The sequence below is a fragment of the Streptococcus sp. NSSLK0004 genome (assembly GCF_059039125.1).
On record NZ_CM180142.1, the window covers coordinates 190,456 to 210,632 of the forward strand.

20 protein-coding genes are annotated in these 20,177 nt (G+C 40.8%); 14 read left to right on the forward strand and 6 right to left on the reverse strand.

The window, feature by feature from the left end; translation table 11 throughout:
• The first annotated feature begins 49 nt into the window (after window positions 1-49).
• The 7 genes from AC4CS8_RS01155 to rpsR all read left to right on the forward strand — a co-directional run bounded on the left by AC4CS8_RS01155 (window position 50) and on the right by rpsR (window position 5,050).
• Entirely contained in the window at window positions 50-1,357 is a 1,308-nt protein-coding gene (locus AC4CS8_RS01155) for an APC family permease (protein WP_493893855.1), read from the forward strand.
• A 120-nt stretch (window positions 1,358-1,477) separates the two neighbouring features.
• Window positions 1,478-1,666, forward strand: coding sequence for a 50S ribosomal protein L28 (gene rpmB / locus AC4CS8_RS01160; RefSeq protein ID WP_001140948.1), 189 nt, complete (start codon window positions 1,478-1,480; stop codon window positions 1,664-1,666).
• A 120-nt stretch (window positions 1,667-1,786) separates the two neighbouring features.
• The gene (locus AC4CS8_RS01165) at window positions 1,787-2,152 is read left to right on the forward strand and encodes an Asp23/Gls24 family envelope stress response protein (protein ID WP_493893158.1); all 366 of its coding nucleotides are present in this window, start codon (window positions 1,787-1,789) and stop codon (window positions 2,150-2,152) included.
• A 2-nt stretch (window positions 2,153-2,154) separates the two neighbouring features.
• Window positions 2,155-3,819 carry a DAK2 domain-containing protein gene (locus AC4CS8_RS01170; protein WP_493893159.1) on the forward strand — a complete coding sequence of 555 codons (1,665 nt, stop codon included), beginning with the start codon at window positions 2,155-2,157 and terminating at the stop codon, window positions 3,817-3,819.
• A gap of 160 nt (window positions 3,820-3,979) precedes the next feature.
• On the forward strand, window positions 3,980-4,270 hold the full coding sequence (gene rpsF, locus AC4CS8_RS01175) for a 30S ribosomal protein S6 (RefSeq protein WP_493893160.1): 291 nt from the start codon (window positions 3,980-3,982) through the stop codon (window positions 4,268-4,270).
• An 11-nt stretch (window positions 4,271-4,281) separates the two neighbouring features.
• Complete coding sequence (locus AC4CS8_RS01180; RefSeq protein ID WP_493893161.1) at window positions 4,282-4,779, forward strand: single-stranded DNA-binding protein; 498 nt, start codon at window positions 4,282-4,284, stop codon at window positions 4,777-4,779.
• Window positions 4,780-4,810: 31 nt separating this feature from the next.
• Window positions 4,811-5,050 (forward strand): 30S ribosomal protein S18, encoded by a 240-nt coding sequence (gene rpsR / locus AC4CS8_RS01185; protein ID WP_002939250.1) that lies wholly within the window; start codon window positions 4,811-4,813, stop codon window positions 5,048-5,050.
• 388 nt (window positions 5,051-5,438) lie between these two features.
• Here rpsR and AC4CS8_RS01190 read toward each other — a convergent pair whose 3' ends face one another.
• The 3 genes from AC4CS8_RS01190 to AC4CS8_RS01200 all read right to left on the reverse strand — a co-directional run bounded on the left by AC4CS8_RS01190 (window position 5,439) and on the right by AC4CS8_RS01200 (window position 7,817).
• Complete coding sequence (locus tag AC4CS8_RS01190) at window positions 5,439-6,134, reverse strand: hypothetical protein (protein ID WP_493893162.1); 696 nt, start codon at window positions 6,132-6,134, stop codon at window positions 5,439-5,441.
• A 64-nt stretch (window positions 6,135-6,198) separates the two neighbouring features.
• A complete protein-coding gene (locus AC4CS8_RS01195; RefSeq protein ID WP_493893163.1) occupies window positions 6,199-6,855 on the reverse strand; it encodes a DUF1129 domain-containing protein in 657 nt (218 codons plus the stop codon).
• Between the two features lie 17 nt (window positions 6,856-6,872).
• Complete coding sequence (locus tag AC4CS8_RS01200; protein WP_493893164.1) at window positions 6,873-7,817, reverse strand: magnesium transporter CorA family protein; 945 nt, start codon at window positions 7,815-7,817, stop codon at window positions 6,873-6,875.
• 929 nt (window positions 7,818-8,746) lie between these two features.
• Here AC4CS8_RS01200 and uvrA point away from each other — a divergent pair.
• Window positions 8,747-11,572 (forward strand): excinuclease ABC subunit UvrA, encoded by a 2,826-nt coding sequence (uvrA, locus tag AC4CS8_RS01205; protein ID WP_493893165.1) that lies wholly within the window; start codon window positions 8,747-8,749, stop codon window positions 11,570-11,572.
• Window positions 11,573-11,603: 31 nt separating this feature from the next.
• On the opposite strand, the gene AC4CS8_RS01210 is transcribed toward uvrA, so the two are convergent.
• Window positions 11,604-11,777: a YlcI/YnfO family protein gene (locus AC4CS8_RS01210; RefSeq protein WP_162840661.1), complete on the reverse strand. Its 174-nt coding sequence runs from the start codon at window positions 11,775-11,777 to the stop codon at window positions 11,604-11,606.
• 130 nt (window positions 11,778-11,907) lie between these two features.
• On the opposite strand from AC4CS8_RS01210, the gene AC4CS8_RS01215 reads away from it, so the two are divergent.
• The 5 genes from AC4CS8_RS01215 to nusB all read left to right on the forward strand — a co-directional run bounded on the left by AC4CS8_RS01215 (window position 11,908) and on the right by nusB (window position 15,345).
• The gene (locus AC4CS8_RS01215) at window positions 11,908-12,741 is read left to right on the forward strand and encodes a DUF4839 domain-containing protein (protein ID WP_493893166.1); all 834 of its coding nucleotides are present in this window, start codon (window positions 11,908-11,910) and stop codon (window positions 12,739-12,741) included.
• 86 nt (window positions 12,742-12,827) lie between these two features.
• Window positions 12,828-13,889, forward strand: a complete 1,062-nt coding sequence (locus AC4CS8_RS01220) for a M24 family metallopeptidase (protein ID WP_493893167.1) — start codon at window positions 12,828-12,830, stop codon at window positions 13,887-13,889.
• 63 nt (window positions 13,890-13,952) lie between these two features.
• Window positions 13,953-14,510, forward strand: coding sequence for an elongation factor P (gene efp, locus AC4CS8_RS01225; protein ID WP_493893168.1), 558 nt, complete (start codon window positions 13,953-13,955; stop codon window positions 14,508-14,510).
• A gap of 24 nt (window positions 14,511-14,534) precedes the next feature.
• A complete protein-coding gene (locus tag AC4CS8_RS01230) occupies window positions 14,535-14,927 on the forward strand; it encodes an Asp23/Gls24 family envelope stress response protein (RefSeq protein WP_493893169.1) in 393 nt (130 codons plus the stop codon).
• Window positions 14,917-15,345 carry a transcription antitermination factor NusB gene (gene nusB / locus AC4CS8_RS01235; protein WP_493893170.1) on the forward strand — a complete coding sequence of 143 codons (429 nt, stop codon included), beginning with the start codon at window positions 14,917-14,919 and terminating at the stop codon, window positions 15,343-15,345. Before AC4CS8_RS01230 ends, nusB begins: the two co-directional genes overlap by 11 nt.
• A 305-nt stretch (window positions 15,346-15,650) precedes the next feature.
• Here the strand turns inward: nusB and AC4CS8_RS01240 are convergent, their stop codons facing one another.
• The gene (locus AC4CS8_RS01240; protein ID WP_493893171.1) at window positions 15,651-16,616 is read right to left on the reverse strand and encodes a LacI family DNA-binding transcriptional regulator; all 966 of its coding nucleotides are present in this window, start codon (window positions 16,614-16,616) and stop codon (window positions 15,651-15,653) included.
• On the reverse strand, window positions 16,597-18,051 hold the full coding sequence (locus tag AC4CS8_RS01245) for a sucrose-6-phosphate hydrolase (RefSeq protein WP_493893172.1): 1,455 nt from the start codon (window positions 18,049-18,051) through the stop codon (window positions 16,597-16,599). The genes AC4CS8_RS01240 and AC4CS8_RS01245 overlap by 20 nt, the downstream gene beginning before the upstream one ends.
• Before the next feature lie 202 nt (window positions 18,052-18,253).
• On the opposite strand from AC4CS8_RS01245, the gene AC4CS8_RS01250 reads away from it, so the two are divergent.
• On the forward strand, window positions 18,254-20,143 hold the full coding sequence (locus AC4CS8_RS01250) for a sucrose-specific PTS transporter subunit IIBC (protein WP_493893173.1): 1,890 nt from the start codon (window positions 18,254-18,256) through the stop codon (window positions 20,141-20,143).
• The last annotated feature ends 34 nt before the right edge of the window (window positions 20,144-20,177 follow it).

Here is a 20,177-nt window from a genome sequence, read left to right on the forward strand (position 1 = left end):
GGATTAAGTGAAAGAAAAGAAGGAGTACAGTTTATTAACCACTATTGCTATGATTGTTGGGGTGGTTATTGGTTCGGGAATTTATTTTAAGGTAGATGATATCTTAAGCTATGCTGGTGGAGATGTTGTTTTAGGAATGATAATCATCTTGTTAGGATCGTTTGCAATCGTTTTTGGTAGTCTTTGTTTATCGGAATTGGCGATTCGTCATTCAGAAGCTGGAGGGATTTTTCATTATTACGGTTACTATGTTCATCCTGGTTTGGGTGCGGCATTGGGACTGTTTACGGCATATATGTATCTACCATCAGTTATAGCTGTAGTAGCTTGGGTTGCGGCAGTTTTTACTCTTGGAAGTCAATCGAGATTAGAGGAACAGGTGATGCTGGCCGCGGTATTCTTGGTAATCTTAACGATTTTGAATATTTTTTCTAAGTGGCTTGCGGGCCATTTTCAATCACTTGCAACTGTAGTTAAGGTAATTCCATTGATGATGATTGCTTTGGTCGGTCTTTGGAGGCAAGGAGAAGGATTAGAACTCCCTAATCCAGGAAATTCTCAAATTGGTTGGAGTTGGCTATCGGGCTTGGTGCCACTATACTTTGCTTATGATGGCTGGACCGTAGTTGCTAGTATTGCACCTGAAATCAGAAATCCTAAAAAGAATTTAGCGCGTGCCTTTACCATAGGGCCTATGGTTATCCTAGGACTCTATCTTCTCTTTTTCTATGGACTCAATCAGATTTTGGGGCCTGATTATATCTTATCTGTTAGAAATGATGCAGTTGTCCATGCAACAGAGCTACTTTATGGTAAGGTTGTCGGTAAATTATTATTAGTAGTTGTTATCATTTCGGTCTTAGGTGTATCAAATGGGATGCTTTTAGGAACGATGCGTTTACCACATGCATTTGCTGTTCTAGGGTGGATAGATGTTCCAAAATTTACCAAGATAAACTTAAAACTACAGCTTTCGGTTCCGGCGAGTCTTTCTGTTTCAGTAGCGACCTTATTTTGGTTGGGTGTACATTATTTGGTGACAAAATTTAATTTGCTATCTGGGGGAGATATTAGTGAAATTACAATTGTTTTCAATAACGTATCCTATGTGATTCTCTATCTGATTGTGTTTAATCTTTATCGTAAAGGAATTATTAAAAATAGATTGACAGGGCTGGTATCTCCTGTGATGGCAACAATTTCAGCATTTGTTTTGCTTTTGGGGAGTTTGATGACGGATTTTAAAATGGTTTCTCTTTTTCTTTTAATCTGTCTGTTTTTCTGTTTATTAGCCTTTGTTTTTTACAAAAGGAGTCAAGAAAAAATACGAGATAGAAGGATATCTGAAAACCATTAGTTGAAAAAAATTAAAAATTACTGGCATTTCTATTGCAAAAGAAATAGCTTTTTGGTAGAATGTTTAAGTATGTGGTGCTAGCACATCCGATATATTTGATCAAATGAGGAGGAATACACAGTGGCTAAAGTATGTTATTTTACTGGTCGTAAGACTGTATCAGGCAACAACCGTTCACACGCTATGAACCAAACAAAACGCGCAGTTAAACCAAATCTTCAAAAAGTTACCGTTTTGATTGATGGTAAACCTAAAAAAGTTTGGGCTTCAGCACGTGCTCTTAAATCTGGTAAAGTTGAACGCGTTTAATCCAAAAAATGGCCTTAGGGTCATTTTTTTCTTGTCTATTCTGCTGTCACAAGCTAGTTTTTTACAGAATGGATAAAATATGATAGAATGGAGTGATAAAACTATTTGAGGTAACGAAATATGACTGTTAAAATCAATACAAAAGACGGCCAAATTGAGTTGACTGACGACGTGATTGCAACTGTTGTCGGCGGTGCGACGACCGAAATTTTTGGTGTTGTTGGTATGGCTAGTAAGTCAGCGATTAAGGATAATTTCCAAGCTTTACTCGGCAAGGAAAACTATTCTAAAGGTGTAGTCATCAAAACAACGGAAAGCGGTCAGATTGTAGTTGACGTTTATACCGTTATGAGCTACGGTGTAAAAATCAGTGAAGTTTCACGGAATATTCAAGAGCGTGTGAAATTTAACTTGGAAAATCAATTGGGGATCGCAGCTAATACGGTCAATGTTTATATCCAAAATATCAAAGTCGTAGGAGAATAATTGTGTCTAAAATTACTACCAGTTTATTTCAAGAAATGGTGCAAGCGGCATCGACTCGATTGAATAAACAAGCTGAATATGTAAACTCATTAAATGTATTTCCTGTACCAGACGGGGATACAGGAACGAATATGGGCATGACCATTACTAATGGTGCCAAAGAAGTAGCAGATAAACACGCTAATACAGTTGGAGAAGTAGCTCAAATCTTGTCTAAAGGCTTGCTTATGGGGGCTCGCGGAAACTCAGGTGTTATTACTTCACAATTATTCCGTGGTTTTGGTCAGTCTGTCAAAGGCAAGGTTGAATTGGATGGTAAGGACTTGGCGCAAGCCTTCCAACATGGTGTCGAAGTGGCTTATAAGGCTGTAATGAAACCAGTTGAAGGTACCATTTTGACGGTTTCTCGTGGCGCAGCTACAGCAGCTCTTAAAAAAGCAGAAGAAACTGATGATGCGGTTGAGGTCATGCGTGCGACTCTAGAAGGTGCCAACCGTGCCCTCAAGAAAACACCTGAGATGCTTCCAGTCTTGAAAGAGGTTGGGGTTGTCGATTCAGGTGGTCAAGGTCTTGTTTATATTTACGAAGGCTTCCTGTCAGCTCTGACAGGCGAGTACATTGCATCAGAGGATTTTGAAGCGACACCAGCTGTCATGTCTGAGATGATCAATGCAGAACACCACAAGTCAGTTGCTGGTCATGTAGCGACTGAGGATATTACCTTTGGTTACTGTACAGAAATCATGGTAGCTCTTCGCCAAGGCCCTACTTATGTGAAGGACTTTGATTATGAAGAATTCCGCAACTATCTTAATGACCTTGGGGATTCTCTCCTAGTTGTCAATGACGATGAAATCGTTAAGGTACACGTTCATACAGAAGATCCAGGTTTGGTCATGCAAGCAGGGCTTCAGTATGGTAGTTTGGTCAAAGTTAAAGTTGACAATATGCGTGAACAACATGAAGCGCAAGTTGAAAAAGAAGAAGCCTACCAAAAACCAGCAGAGCAAAAAGAATACGGGATTATCGCCGTTGCAGCTGGGGAAGGATTAACAGAAATCTTCAAATCACAAGGTGTGGACTATGTGATTTCTGGTGGTCAGACCATGAATCCATCGACAGAAGATTTTGTCAATGCGATTGAATTGGTCAATGCCCGCAATGTCATCTTGTTGCCAAACAACAAGAACATCTTGATGGCAGCACAATCTGCGGCAGAGGTAGCAGAAGTAGCAGTCAAAGTAGTAGAAACTAAGACATTACCACAAGGATTTACAAGCTTGCTTGCTTTTGATCCAAGTCGTGATTTGGAAAGCAACTTTGAAGCTATGACGGCATCTCTTGCAGATGTGAAGAGCGGTAGTGTGACAACAGCAGTACGCGACACAACTATTGATGGTCTTGAAATTCATGAGAATGATAACTTGGGAATGGTCGATGGTAAGATTGTTGTATCTAATCCAAACATGGTAGAAACCTTGGTAGCGACATTTGAGAAAATGTTGGATGAAGATAGCGAGATTGTAACCATCTATATCGGTGAAGATGGAGATGAAGCATTGGCGCAAAACCTTGCTCAAGACTTAGAAGAGCAGTATGAAGATATCGAAGTTGAAATCCACCAAGGAAATCAACCAGTTTATCCATATCTCTTTAGTGTAGAATAAGATGATGAAAAGAGTAGCCCAAACTGCTCTTTTCTTTGTCATTTTAAGTGGTTTGGACTTGCTATCTGCTCAAAATATGATATAATAGTTTCTTGTGAGAAACCCTCACTTCCTACTAACAAAGATTGGTAGGCATTAGACCAAAAGGAGGAACATATCAATGGCTAAATACGAAATTCTTTACATTATTCGTCCAAACATTGAAGAAGAAGCTAAAAACGCTTTGGTAGCACGCTTTGACTCTATCTTGACTGACAACGGTGCAACAATCGTTGAATCAAAAGCATGGGAAAAACGTCGTCTTGCTTACGAAATCAAAGATTTCCGCGAAGGACTTTACCACATCGTTAACGTTGAAGCAACTAACGACGAAGCTCTTAAAGAGTTTGACCGTTTGTCAAAAATCAACGGCGACATTCTTCGTCACATGATTGTGAAACTTGACGCGTAAGAAGGTAGATTATGATAAATAATGTAGTATTGGTTGGTCGAATGACCCGCGATGCAGAACTTCGTTATACTCCGTCTAACCAAGCTGTTGCGACTTTTACTCTGGCGGTTAACCGCAATTTTAAAAATCAAAATGGTGAGCGTGAAGCGGACTTTATCAACGTAGTCATTTGGCGTCAACAAGCTGAGAATTTAGCGAATTGGGCTAAGAAAGGTGCTCTGATTGGTGTTACAGGTCGTATCCAGACTCGTAGCTACGATAACCAACAGGGACAACGTGTCTACGTTACTGAGGTAGTTGCAGAAAGTTTCCAACTCTTGGAAAGCCGTACTGCCCGTGAAGGTCAAGGTGGAGGCTATTCAGCAAGCAACTCGTTTGCTGGAGGAAATGATTACAACTCGCCTTATCAAGCCCCTGCACAATCTACACCTAACTTCGCACGCGAAGAAAGTAGTCCTTTCGGAGCAACCAATCCGATGGATATTTCTGATGACGACCTACCATTCTAGGTCAAACGAATAATTATAAAGGAGAAAATACATGGCTCAACAACGTCGTGGCGGTTTCAAACGCCGTAAAAAAGTTGACTATATCGCAGCTAACAAAATTGAATATGTTGATTACAAAGATACTGAGCTTCTTAGCCGTTTCATCTCAGAACGTGGGAAAATCCTTCCACGTCGTGTAACTGGAACTTCAGCTAAAAACCAACGTAAAGTAACAACAGCAATCAAACGTGCTCGTGTTATGGCGCTTTTGCCATTCGTAAACGAAGATTAAAAAAATCGCCCGTTGTGGCGATTTTTTCTTGCACTCTAGAAATAAGAAAAGTGTAACGGTCCAGTGGACTGTTTTTTCATGAGCTTAAAAATAGGAAAGCGAATCAAGTCCTTGAATGGACTGTTTTTTCATGAGCTTGAAAATACGATAGCGAGTTAAGACCCTAACGGGTCTTTTTAGCTGGGCTTTTTGAAGTTTGGATGCGAGGCTACAGCGTTTTTTTAGTTGTCGGAATTCGCTACTTTTGTATTGGGATTGAGAATGACTGTTTAGAACGAGTGTGAAAATCATAAACCCCATCAAAATTTTGATACTTCTGATGGGGTTGCTTGCTCTTCTTGTTTCTCTCTTATCAACAATGAGAGGGTGTTGTAATTTAAATGAAGTATTAATCAATGAATTGAATTGATACTTTTGATAAGGTGTTCGTACCAGTTAGATAGACTTGGCAGTTGCTGTTGTTGTTTTGTGGTGGGATGAATACTTCTCCCAGACCTGATTTGAGACCGTTAATAACGGAAACAGATTTTGGTAGACGAATAATAGTAGTAGATAGAGTCTGTTTGATTGTGATATAGGTTAATTCTTTTTCAAACTGAGCCCCAGTTAAATCTATGATAATAGTGCCCAAGAACGCCTTGCTATTGACAGCTTTTAAAGAATTTGAATTTGAATATTCATTTCGATTTGTAAAATTAGCCTCTAGGTTCAGGAATTCTGCATCGTTAGAAATGATGGTTGCTGTACTAACGGATGCTTCTATCATTCTATGATAATTACGCTTTTTATTGATGCTATGAACGGCGAGTCCTAATACAAGGATTCCTAAGAACAGTGGAGCGATATTGAAAGTCCGGTAACCATAAGGCACCAATTCATTGATGTAGAGTGCTGTAAAGGCAAGGCCGATAGAGAAAAGAATAGCATTTTTATGTTCGGTACCTAACCAAAGAAAAGCTAGAGCGATAACGAGTGTCAGTCTAAAATAATCAAAAATAATAGAAAGATTTGGGAAAAAGGCCAGGAGAATGAGATAGAATGCTAAAATGATTAAGATAATTTGCCAAGAGTATGATTTTTTCATAAGTACCTCCAAGTAGATTATTCAAATGATAGTAAAAATAGCTTAATAATTTGCTGAGGAATTATTAGCGAATCGGTTGCATTGCATTACGAATATTGTACTTTTTCCGTAAAATATAGCGTAGTCCAAAGGAGGTTGCGGCTAAAAGGATAGCTAATACTGGAGGGACAACTGGATTAATGGAGCTTGGAATAAGTGCAGCAAGGAAGAAGACGATAGACCAAGCTAGGGTCGCAAGGATTAGAACTCCAATTGCCTTCAAGAGATTTGGTCGTTGACCGGTTTTTGCTTGTTCTCTGTAGACAAAATGGTACATCATATACATACCAGCTCCGACTCCAAGTCCAATAACTAGTAGGGTAACGATACCATATTGACTACCACTGTTGAAAAAGTTCATGATTCCGTTCAATCCAGAAATAAGCGCCAGGATAAGCAGGCTGGAGTCCAACCACATGAGCCAAGGGTTGTCGTTTTCTTCTTGGTTGAGTGAATCGTCGGTTGCTTGATTTGTTTGTGCGGCAGCCCACTCGCTAGGAGCACCGTAAAGAGAGCGAGCTGTTATACCTGTTTTTTGATTATCAATGATAGTAGGTAAAATTTCTGCTAAAAGAGCTTTGATTTCTTCATCGGATTTGCCATCCTTGATGAGTTGGTTGGTAGCAATGTGAATAAATTCTTGATTTTTTTTGGTTAATTCTTTGATTTCTGTAAATGTCATGACAATCTCCTAAAGTGTTAGAACCATCTTTTCTTGATGAAATAAAAAGTGAGGGATAAGCTGATTGCAAAGGCGAACAGGATGATCCACCAAAAGGCATGAGGGATATCATTAAAAGGAATGACGTTATCTTTAAAGTTCATACCGTAGGCCGAAAAAATCATGGTCGGAATTGACATAACAATGGTCATTAAGGCCAAGGTTTTCATGATGGTGTTCTGGTTGTTGGAAATAACCGAAGCAAAGGCGTGGGTCATGGAATTTAGGATTGATCCATAGATATCTGCCATTTCAATTGCCTGCTGTGTTTCGACGAGAGTGTCTTCAAGTAGGTCTTCATCTTCTTCGTATTTACGAAGGAGACGTGAGGAGCTAGCTAATTTTTTTACAAGCCGTTCGTTAGTCTTAAGAGAGGCTTTGAAGTAGACAATCGTCTTTTCCAATTCCATGAGGACAATAAGCTCTTCGTTTCGAGTTGCTTCGTGGAGTTGTTTTTCAATTTCTTCGCTTTTTCTATCGATAGTTCGTAGAGCTGATAGATAGAGTTGTGCATTCCGATAGAGAATCTGGAAGACAAAGCGTGATTTCATAAAAGTGAAGAAGTTTCGGAGACGATGGTGAATAAATGGTTCAAAGAGTGGGAGTTTTTCTAAGCAGGTTGTAATGATGGCATCTTCTGTTAAGATAATTCCCAAAGGGATGGTAATATAGTAAGTCTTATTGTTTCGCTCTTCAAGGATAGGGACGTCCACCAAGATGAGTTTGTAGTCATCTTCGACGGAAATACGAGAAGATTCCTCTGCATCGAGAGGTGCTCGTAAGTCGGTAATATCGATGTTATAGTGTTCGGCCACTTCCATGGACTCACTCTGGGAGGGATTGACCAAGTTAATCCAAGCTCCCGGTTCAAAGGTTTGGATTTCTTCTAAATCTGTCATGGTCGATAGAAAAATCTGTTTCATATGATGCCCTCCTTTTAATATTTTCTGCATAAGCGCACCTTCTATTATACCAAAAAATGTGCCGTTACGGAAAGGTTTTATGTAGAAATGTGTTATAATATAAAGATGTTTAGATAAGAGATTTGTACGGACTTTTTAATTTATGGCAGTGCATTTTAGTGGATGAATCAGGCTAAAACTTGAGTACAGATAATCTGTAACTATTTTCAGCCTTGACTGATAACAGCTAAGGAGACTGTTACGTGCAAATCTTCTTGTGTGTCTTGGCAACTCGTTGGTTTCTGATCTTGTGAATGCACTTATATCAGAAAGGAATTGAACACGCCCTAAACGCTGTGTGAAAAAGCTTGAATGATCTTGTGTCTATGCACCGATAAATTATTTCTGCGTCGTAGACATCTGTACTTTCTTCGGTTTTTAACCTGTGAAAGCACTAGTTGTCTTGACGGGGGTGCGTCTACGAAATCACAGATTTCGGACTTACCGCCTATTTTCACTTTGCGTTTAACGAGCTTTGTATCTTAGAAAGGATTTGAATGCGTGCTAAAAGCGTCGAGTTTTATACGGTTTCTTGACGTGAGATTTTCAAAACGATATTTTTTGAAAATCGAGCTAATACAAGATATAGAAATTGCCCATAGGCAGTTTCGTCTGGTGACGCGGAGTTAATCGACCGTCACCAGTTATCTTGTGAACGCACTTATATTTAGAAAGGAATTGAACACGGGCTAAATGCAGTGTCAAAAAGTGCTAGTTTCTTCATGTTTCAGCATGGAAACTGGCTTCTGCGTCGTAGACATCTGTGCTTTCTTCGGTTTTCAACCTGTGAAAGCGCTAGTTGTCTTGACGGGGGTGCGTCTTCGAAATCACAGATTTCGGACTTACCGCCTATTTTGACTGTGCGTTTGACGCCCTCTGTATCTTAAACTATGCAAGAAAATATTGTGATTCATGGGGCGCGTGCCCATAATTTGAAAAATATTGATGTGACCATTCCGCGTGAGAAGCTGGTGGTGGTGACTGGTTTGTCTGGTTCTGGTAAGTCTAGTTTAGCTTTCGACACTTTGTACGCCGAAGGCCAACGTCGTTATGTAGAATCTTTGTCGGCCTATGCTCGTCAGTTCTTGGGCAACATGGATAAGCCTGATGTAGATTCCATAGAAGGTCTTAGCCCGGCTATTTCCATAGACCAAAAAACAACCTCCCGTAACCCACGTTCGACGGTCGGGACAGCGACAGAAATCAATGACTATCTGCGTTTGCTCTATGCACGGGTCGGGGTGCCTTACTGCATCAATGGACACGGAGCGATTGCAGCGTCTTCCGTTGAGCAAATTGTGGATGAAGTCTTGGAGTTGCCAGAGCGCCAGCGTTTGCAGATTTTAGCTCCGATTGTACGCAAGAAAAAAGGACAACACAAGACGATTTTTGAAAAAATTCAAAAGGATGGGTACGTTCGGGTCCGTGTCAACGGTGATGTCTATGATGTGTCGGAAGTGCCTGAATTATCCAAGAGTAAGGCTCATAATATTGAAGTGGTGGTCGATCGGATTGTCATCAAAGAAGGCATTCGCTCGCGGCTTTTCGATTCTATCGAAGCAGCTTTGCGGATTGCGGACGGCTATGTCATCATCGACACCATGGATGAGAAGGAAATGCTCTTCTCTGAATATTATGCCTGTCCGGTTTGTGGTTTCACGGTGCCGGAGTTGGAACCTCGTCTCTTTTCATTCAATGCTCCTTTTGGCTCATGTAGCGATTGTGACGGTTTGGGAATGAAGTTGGAAGTGGATACGGATTTGATTGTTCCTGACGCGAGTAAAACCTTGCGTGAAGGTGCCTTGGCTCCTTGGAATCCAATCTCTTCAAACTACTATCCGCAGATGTTGGAGCAGGCCATGAACCACTTCGGTGTGGATATGGACAAGCCTTTTGAAGAATTAACAGACGAAGAGAAAAACTTGATCTTCAACGGTTCGGATGGAAAAGAATTCCACTTCCACTATGAAAATGAATTCGGTGGGGTGCGGGATATTGATATTCCATTCGAAGGTTTGATTACCAATATCAATCGTCGCTACCGTGAGACCAATAGTGACTATACACGGACGGTTATGAAGACCTATATGAATGAGTTGACCTGTGGTACTTGCCACGGCTATCGTCTCAATGACCAAGCCTTGTCTGTTAAGGTTGGCGGCGAAAATGGACTTCATATTGGGCAGTTGTCTGATTTGTCTGTAGCGGACCATTTGGAAGTTATTGAAAATTTGACCTTGTCTGAAAATGAAGCGACCATTGCGACGCCGATTGTCAAGGAAATCAAGGATCGTTTGACCTTCCTCAACAACGTTGGGCTCAACTACTTAACCCTTTCTCGAGCAGCTGGTACGCTTTCTGGTGGTGAAAGCCAGCGGATTCGATTGGCGACCCAGATTGGCTCTAACTTATCTGGTGTTCTCTACATTTTGGATGAGCCCTCTATCGGACTACACCAGCGGGACAATGACCGCCTGATTGCCAGTCTCAAGAAGATGCGGGATTTGGGCAATACCTTGATTGTGGTGGAACACGATGAGGACACCATGCGAGAGGCGGACTGGTTGATTGATATTGGTCCAGGTGCAGGTGTCTTTGGTGGGGAAATAGTTGCCTCAGGCACGCCTGCCCAAGTAGCTAAAAACAAGAAATCCATTACAGGTCAATACCTGTCTGGCAAACGAGAAATTCCAGTGCCTTTAGAACGCCGTGTTGGAAATGGTCGCTTCCTAGAGGTGACAGGTGCCAAGGAAAACAATCTACAAGATGTGACCGTTCGTTTCCCACTCGGAAAATTTGTGGCGGTAACAGGCGTATCTGGCTCTGGGAAATCAACTCTGGTCAACGCAATTTTGAAAAAAGCTATTGCCCAGAAACTCAATCGCAATTCAGACAAGCCAGGAAAGTTTAAATCTATTTCAGGAATCGAACACTTGGATCGCTTGATTGATATTGACCAAAGCCCGATTGGTCGGACGCCTCGTTCCAATCCTGCGACCTATACAGGAGTTTTTGACGATATTCGTGATCTTTTTGCTCAGACCAATGAGGCAAAAATCCGTGGCTACAAAAAAGGACGTTTCTCCTTCAACGTCAAGGGTGGGCGATGTGAAGCCTGTTCGGGTGACGGCATTATCAAGATTGAAATGCATTTTTTGCCAGATGTCTTTGTTCCTTGTGAGGTTTGTCATGGACACCGCTACAACTCTGAAACCTTAGAAGTACACTACAAGGAGAAAAACATTGCGCAAGTCCTTGATATGACGGTCAATGATGCGGTGGAATTTTTCAAACACATTCCAAAAATTGAGCGGAAGCTCCGCACCATTCAAGATGTGGGCTTGGGTTATGTGACTCTTGGACAGCCAGCAACGACCCTGTCTGGCGGTGAGGCTCAGCGGATGAAATTGGCTTCAGAACTTCACAAGCGTTCGACAGGGAAATCGCTCTACATTTTGGATGAGCCTACGACTGGCCTACATACTGAGGATATTGCCCAGTTGCTCAAGGTCTTGGCCCGCTTTGTCGATGACGGCAACACTGTCCTTGTCATTGAGCACAATCTGGATGTGATCAAGACGGCTGACCACATTATTGATATGGGGCCAGAAGGCGGTGTCGGTGGTGGTACCGTTGTCGCGACAGGAACGCCAGAAGAAGTAGCGGAGAACCCAGCCAGCTTTACAGGCCAGTATTTGAAGAGTAAGTTGAGATAATACATAGAAAAAAGAGCTGATTGGCTCTTTTTTACTCTTCTTTATCCATGTTTTGCAGGGCATAGTTACAGGCCTGAATGACAAAACTGGAAAAACTAACTTCTTTTTTGACAATAGCCTCCTCAATTTTATCAACTAACTCGGATGGAAATCGAATTGTTTTGATTTCAGTCTCTTTTTTATCAGATTTTAATTTAAAAGCCATATCACCCTCCATACTATTAGTGTATAGAGAAAACGAAGGATAATAAATGTTACAAATTGTATTACAAAATGTATTGTAAAGTTGGTATTTATATAGTAAAATATGGATAAGAAAAACAAAGGAGTTTATTATGTTGAAGAAAATGCTATTTTTGTTGACAACACTTTTAGCAAGTTTTATGTTGACTGCCTGTGGAGAAAGCAGTGAAAATGTTGATACCAATAAGATTGCTATTCCTGTGAGTGCGAATCCAGAAGATACGGATTTCCAGTCTGTGAAAAAGCAGTTAGAGGATGCTGGTTTTGAAAATGTAACCACTCAGAAAATTGATGATCTAACATTTGGTATTTTTACAAAAGATGGTGAGATTGAAAAAATTACTGTCAAGGGTGAGGAGGTTTTTTCAAAGGGAGATTTATTCGAGAAAGATGTTCCTATTACCATCCACTATCATACATTTAAAGAATATGATAACGAAACTGAGGAAAGTAGCAGTGAACCTGTAGAGACCGGTGAAAGTTCATCCAATGCTAGTACAACCCCAAGTTCCTCTGTGGAAGAAGTAACTGAGCCTGTTAAGGAAGAAGTTATTACGGTTGATAATCCAGATTTTGCTTATGTCACCTCGAATTACGACGAGAATAAGGCTAAAGAATTTGTAGAAAAGTATAAGGGACAAATTGTCGAATTTGATGGTCATGTTGCCTATACCGCACCCTATGGAAATTATGATACACGCTTTGATTTCTTGTTGGAGACTGGCGATTGGACAGACGAAAATACATCAAATTATACGGGGATTCCGATGAAGTTTGAGAATGTGAACTTCTATGATTTGAATTTTACAGATGATACGGACAGTGTTCCTTTAGGTACAAATTTACATATCAAAGCTAGAATTGTTGGTGCTGCAAAGTTAGGTCAATTGATTTTCTTAGAACCAGTTGAATTACGTTCGCGTTAAGTGATGGCTACTGTCTTTTTGACGGTAGTTTTTCTTATCTGCATTTTTCTGCTATAATAATCCTATATAATTTTCGGAGGTGGATCATGCAAGCGCGTGTTGAAAAATTTGAAGCAAAATTAGCTCAATCAGCTGTTGAGGGAATCTTGGTGACTGGTCAAAACAATATTTACTACTTGACAGGTTTTTGGGGGACAGAGGCGACTGTCTTCATCAGTGGCAAGCGTCGCTTGTTTGTGACTGATTCGCGTTATACCTTGATAGCTAAGGCATCAGTTAAAGGTTTTGATATTATCGAGAGCCGTTTTGCCCTTGAAGAGATTGCAAAGGTGATTAAGGAAGATGGGCTTGAAACCATTGGTTTTGACAGCCAGGTGACCTATGGTTTCTATCAAAGTCTGACCAGCATTTTTGAGGGTTATCAACTGGCTGCTATGTCAAACTTTATCGAAGACTTGCGCATGATTAAGGATGAGAAAGAAATTGCGACCATTCGCCGTGCATGTCAAATTTCGGATCAGGCTTTTATTGATGTTCTTGACTTTATCAAACCAGGTCAGACGACTGAGATGGACATCAATCATTTTCTTGACCACCGCATGCGTCAACTAGGTGCCGAAGGGGCATCATTTGAGTTTATCGTGGCATCTGGCTACCGCTCTGCTATGCCCCATGGAGTAGCATCAGATAAGCTTATCCAGTCTGGTGAAACACTCACTTTAGACTTCGGTTGTTATTACCAACATTATGTCAGCGATATGACACGGACCATCCATATTGGTCACGTAACAGATCAGGAGCGTGAAATTTATGACGTGGTTTTGCGTGCCAATAAGGCCTTGATTGAACAGGCTAAAGAGGGTGTGACCTATCGAGAGTTTGACGCTATTCCTCGTGAGATTATCAATGCGGCTGGCTATGGTGCTAACTTCACGCACGGTATTGGTCACGGTATCGGCTTGGACATTCACGAGTATCCTTATTTTGGAAAATCTGATGAAACCATCAAGGCAGGTATGGTCTTGACAGATGAGCCAGGTATTTATTTGGACGACAAATACGGCGTTCGTATCGAAGATGATTTGTTGATTACGGAAACAGGCTGTGAGGTACTAACACTAGCTCCTAAGGAATTGATTGTCATTTGAGAAATTTGACAGTTTGTGGTAAAATAAAACGAATAAATAAAATTTGAAGAGGTATTCAATACAATGATTGAAGCAAGTAAACTTAGAGCAGGTATGACCTTTGAAGCAGAAGGTAAATTGATTAAAGTTTTGGATGCAAGCCACCACAAACCAGGTAAAGGGAACACGATTATGCGTATGAAATTGCGTGATGTTCGTACAGGTTCAACGTTTGATACAACTTACCGTCCAGATGAAAAATTTGAACAAGCGATTATCGAGACTGTTCCAGCACAATATCTTTACCAAATGGATGATACTGCTTATTTCATGAATACTGAAACTTATGACCAGTATGAAATTCCAGTAGTGACTATCAAGGAAGAGTTGCTTTACATCTTAGAAAACTCAGAAGTGAAAATCCAGTTCTACGGAACAGAAGTGATCGGTGTTACTGTACCAACGACTGTTGAATTGGTGGTTGCGGAAACTCAACCTTCTATCAAAGGTGCTACTGTAACTGGTTCAGGGAAACCAGCTACAATGGAAACTGGTTTGGTTGTAAACGTGCCAGACTTTATCGAAGCAGGTCAAAAACTAGTAATCAACACAGCAGAGGGAACATACGTTTCACGTGCGTAATTAATCTCTAGAAAGGATGAGGCCATGGTAAAAGAACAATTAGGTGAAATTATTATTGCACCGCGCGTTTTGGAAGTTATCACAGGAATCGCAGCAGCCAAGGTTGAGGGAGTTCATTCTCTCCATAATAAGAGAGTAGCGGATGGTTTGTCAAAAACAGCTCTTAATCGAGGTGTCTATTTACAGATGGATGACGAAGATACAGTGACTGCGGATATCTATGTTTATTTGGAGTATGGGGTGAACGTTCCAGCAGTATCGATGGATATTCAACGTGCGGTTAAGACAGCTGTGTTAAACTATGCGGAAGTAACAGTTGCGGCAGTTAACATCCATGTTGATGGTATTGTTCCTGACAAGACACCGAAACCAGATTTGAAGGACTTATTTGGTGAGGATTTCCTCGATGAAGAATAAACAATCTAGACACTACTTAAGACAGTGTGCTCTGCAGGCGATTGTATCTCTAGAATTTGGTCAAGATCCTGTTCAGGCGGCTCAATTTTCTTATCTTTATGATAGAGAGGAAGAACAAGAAGGAGTTGAAATTCCGCTTTTCCTCCTTAATCTAGTCAATGGCGTAGCAGACTATCGTGATGAATTGGATAAGGAATTGTCTGGCCGACTAAAAGCGGGATGGACCTTAGAGCGTTTGACCTTGATTGATAAGAACATCATGCGTTTAGGTTTATTCGAAATCCTATATTTTGAAGAAACACCAGACCGTGTGGCGGTCAATGAAGCGATTGAGTTAGCTAAAGAATTTTCAGATGAATCTTCTGCCAAGTTTATCAATGGTATGCTCAGTCAATTTATTACAGAAGATAAGAAATAGAAAAAAGCTCCTAGTAAGAGCTTTCAGAACGTAGACAAAAACTCCTAAAAGCATAAAAATTGAATAAGCTTTGATAGAGTTGCAAGATATAAAACTCTTAGAAATGCTGATGCTTCAATGTTTCTAGGAGTTTTTAATTTTTGTTATAAAGAAAAATGATTGAAGAAAATCGTCCAAAATGGACTTTTTCTTCAATCTGAGCCACCAATATAGCTGGTGGTTTTCTTATTTTTCTTTGCGAGAAAAATTGGCTATAAATTATAAAAAAAGAAGACCAAGAGGTCTTCTAAATCGAAAAGAGTCAGTTAAACACTTTTTCCAGCTAACATAGAAACGGGGAGGGAGTAATGCAGGTGTTCTAATTCCGTACCCTCAATTTTTTTTATCAAGAGGTCAACCATTAATTCAGCAATTTCTGTGAGAGGCTGTTTGACAGTTGTTAACTGTGGATAATAATTTTCTATGAAGTAGGTGCCGTCGTATCCAATTAATTTGATATCGTTTGGAACAGAAAGCCCCAAGGCGTGAACGGTATTCCATACGAGAATAGCTGTTGCATCATCAGAGACAAATATGCCATCAGGTTGGTATTTTTCAAGAATAGATCGGATTTCCATTTCTTTCCGTACAGGTGAAAAATCGCTAGAAACGTGATAAACTACACTGTCTGGTAAAACAGATAAGAAACCAACTTGCCGCAGACCGGTTGGAGAGTTGGAATCGTCATTTCCGGAAATCATGATTGGAGTTTGACATCCGGCTTTTTTTAATGTTTGGGCAGCAAGTACCCCACCTGCTTGATTGTCAGATGATACCACTGGAATCGTAGGAGAAAGATTGCGGTCGAATGCAATAATAGGAGCGGATACGCGATCATAATCCTTGATACCTAAGTTATGACTACCAGAGATGATGCCATCTACTTGGTTGGCAGCTAACATTTCTAAGTATTCACGTTCTTTTGCAGATTCATGCTGACTATTACATATGATGGTTTTATAACCACGGTTGAAGAGCTGACTTTCTAAATGACCGATGAGCTCTGCGTAGAAAATGTTGCTGAGATTAGGGAAAATCAACCCAACTAACTTGGCTGATTTGCCCTGAAGACTTCTAGCTAAATTATTGGGTTTGTACCCAAGTTCCCTCATGGCTTCTTGTACTTTTTGAACGGTTTTTTTTGATAAATAACCTTTATTGTTAATAACGCGAGAGACAGTCGTTGGACTGACACCTGCTAGTCGAGCGACATCAGTTAGTTTTGCGACCATAATCTAAATGGTAGTAGGTTCCAGTCGGATTACCAGCGGTGATGGCAATGCCGTTTTGATTGGCATCTGGGAAGACACGACCAGAAAATACTCTCTCTCCTTTATTGATGAAAATTTCAAAGACAGACTTGTCAATGAAGATATTGGCAGTTAGTGTACCTGCCTCAATAGCACATGAGCGACTGGTACCGAAATCAAGAGCAAATGGCTGGCCACAGTGTTCGCGGTCTAACGTAATACGACCGTTTTCAGTATCGACAGTTAAAATCAATCCCTTATTGTCTTCATTTGCGAATAGAACGATTTCGTGTTTCGCTCCAGCAGAGAAGCTGAGCTCTAATTCGTAAACATTATTGGTTTCTTTTTGGGCTGAAAATGGCTGAGCTTCCTTACGAAGACTGGTAATAGCATCAACTGGATATTGGTAGAGTTTGCCGTCTTTGATGGTTAATTCTTTGACCAATGATAGACAACCTTGGTAATCGTAGGCATCAGTTGGGTATTCCATATCTGGAAGAGCTAACCAGCTAACAGATAAAGTCCGCCCGTCTGGAGCATTAAAGGCTTGGGTTGCATAGCACTCAAAACCATAGTCTAAATTCATTAATTCGCTCGGATTTACAATAGTTGCTGTTTCAGGATCGAAAGCTTGTCCAATTTTATACATGTTTGGATAGATGTTGCCATAGTCCAAAATATCTTTATCCAAACCTTGTGGGCAGTAGAGAAGGATAGGTTGCTCACCGACAAAGGCGATGTTTGGGCATTCCATCATGTAGGCAGTCATGTCATTTGCAAAATCCAAATCACCCATATAGGACCAGTTTAGATAATCATTGTTTTCAGCCTTATAGAGTTTGACAATCCCTTTTTTATCTAGATTTTGTCCGCCAACGATAGCATAGTATTGCCCTTTATAGTTGAAAATTTGTGGATCACGGAAATGGTCCGTGGTATCTTCTGGTTGCTCAATCAAGACTTTATCAATCTTTTCAATCTTACCATCTTTGTCCATCAAGGCACCGATTTGGTATGGATGACGAACCCAGTTTTCATCGCGAACATTTCCAGTATAGAAAAGAAAGAGCTTGTCGCCAAATTCCATAGCTGAACCAGAGTAGGCGCCATGGCTATCTAGTGGCGTATCAGGATACATAATAGTACCTGTTTCTTCAAAGTGTACTAAGTCCGTAGATTCGGTATGAACCCAAGATTTCAAGCCGTGGGCGGCACCGAATGGGAAGTACTGGTAAAAAAGAGTCCATTTTCCATTAAAATATGAAAATCCATTCGGGTCATTCAAAAGACCGTATGGTGTTTCAATGTGGAAGTTGGTTCTCCAAGGGGAACTCTCTGTGTTCTTTTTGATTTTTTCAATGTATTCTGGCGACCAGTCAGCATAAGCTCGGTAGCGCTCTTCAGTTGTAAAGGCCATACTATCTCCAATTTTTTATCTAATATTTCAATTAATATAGTAAACGTTTTCTATTGAAAAATCAAGTTTTTACTGTGATTCTTGGAATTTTTTAAAAAATTCTGCAAAACGTTTGACATATTTGTAAAAACCATATATAATAAAAACATCGAAAGAGTGAAAACACTTTCAAAAAGAAAAAATATAAGGAGATTTTTGCAAGATGAATAATACAGAAATTGCAAAAAAAGTCATTGACGCCCTAGGCGGACGTGAGAACGTACGCAGTGTTGCCCACTGTGCGACTCGTCTTCGTGTCATGGTCGTTGATGAAGGGAAAATCGACAAAGATACAGTCGAAAATATCGAAAAAGTACAAGGTGCTTTCTTCAACTCTGGTCAATACCAAATCATCTTTGGTACTGGTACAGTAAACAAAATTTACGATGAAGTCGTTGCCCTTGGGTTACCAACAGCGACTACTGGTGAGCAGAAAGCAGAAGCTGCTAAGCAAGGCAATGCTTTCCAACGTGCTATCCGTACCTTCGGTGACGTATTCGTTCCAATCATTCCTGCGATCGTAGCAACTGGTCTTTTCATGGGTCTTCGTGGTCTTCTTGGAGCGCTTGGTTACACACTTCCTGAAGATTTGAACGTTTACTCACAAATCTTGACAGATACAGCCTTCATCGTATTGCCAGCCTTGGTAGTATGGTCAACCTTCCGTGTATTCGGTGGTAACCAAACTATCGGTATCGTACTTGGTATGATGCTGATTGCTGGTCAATTGCCAAATGCTTGGGTTGTAGCATCAGGTGGCGATGTGAAACCAACTATCTTCTTCGGTTTCATCCCAGTTGTAGGTTTGCAAGGTTCAGTATTGCCAGCCTTCATCATCGGTTTGATTGGTGCTAAATTTGAAAAAGCTGTCCGCAAGGTTGTTCCAGAAGTTCTTGACCTCTTGGTAACACCATTCGTAACTCTCTTTGTTATGTCTATCCTTGGCTTGTTTGTCATTGGTCCAGTCTTCCACGTGGTTGAAAACTACATCTTGGCTGGCACACAAGCAATCTTGAACTTGCCATTTGGTCTTGGTGGTCTCCTTATCGGTGGTGTTCACCAAGTTATCGTGGTATCAGGTGTTCACCATATCTTCAACTTCTTGGAAGCTCAATTGGTCGCAAACACTGGTGCTAACCCATTCAACGCCATCATCACTGCAGCGATGACAGCACAAGGTGCTGCAACAGTAGCGGTTGGTGTGAAAACTAAAAATCCTAAATTGAAAGCTCTTGCTTTCCCAGCAGCTCTTTCTGCCTTCCTCGGTATTACTGAGCCAGCTATCTTCGGTGTTAACTTGCGTTTCCGTAAGCCATTCCTTCTTTCATTGATTGCGGGTGCGATTGGTGGTGCTGTAGCATCTCTTCTTGGTCTTGCCGGTACAGGTATGGGTGTTACTATCATCCCAGGTTTGACACTTTACGCTGGTAATGGTCAAATTCTTCCATACATCCTTATGGTTGCTGTATCATTTGCTCTTGGTTTTGCTCTTACTTACTTCTTCGGTTATGAAGATGAGGAAAAAGATGTAAAAAAGTCTAGTGCTTCAGCACAAGAAACAGCAAAAACGCTTGAAGAAGCAGAGACAGGACTTGTAGCTGAAGAAACTCTTGTTTCTCCACTTTCAGGTGACGTAGTTGCTCTTGAAAATGTCAATGACCCAGTATTCTCTTCAGGAGCTATGGGGAAAGGTTTGGCTGTTAAACCGTCTGAGGGTGTTGTTTATGCACCTGCAGATGCAGAAGTAACCATCGCTTTTGAAACAGGTCATGCTTATGGTTTGAAAACAGCTTCAGGAGCTGAAATCTTGATCCACATCGGTATTGATACGGTATCAATGAACGGTAACGGCTTTGAAAAATTAGTAGCAGCAGGCGACAAAGTTAAAGCTGGTACTCCAATTGCTAAATTCGATGCAGCGAAAATTGCAGAAGCAGGTCTTGATGATACAACAATGGTGATCGTGACAAATACTGCTGACTTTGCAGAAGTTTCTCCACTTGCAGAAGGAACTATCGCTCACGGTGTAGACTTCTTGAAAGTTGCAAAATAATTCTAGCCCTCCTCTTTGCTTTCATTACTTCGTT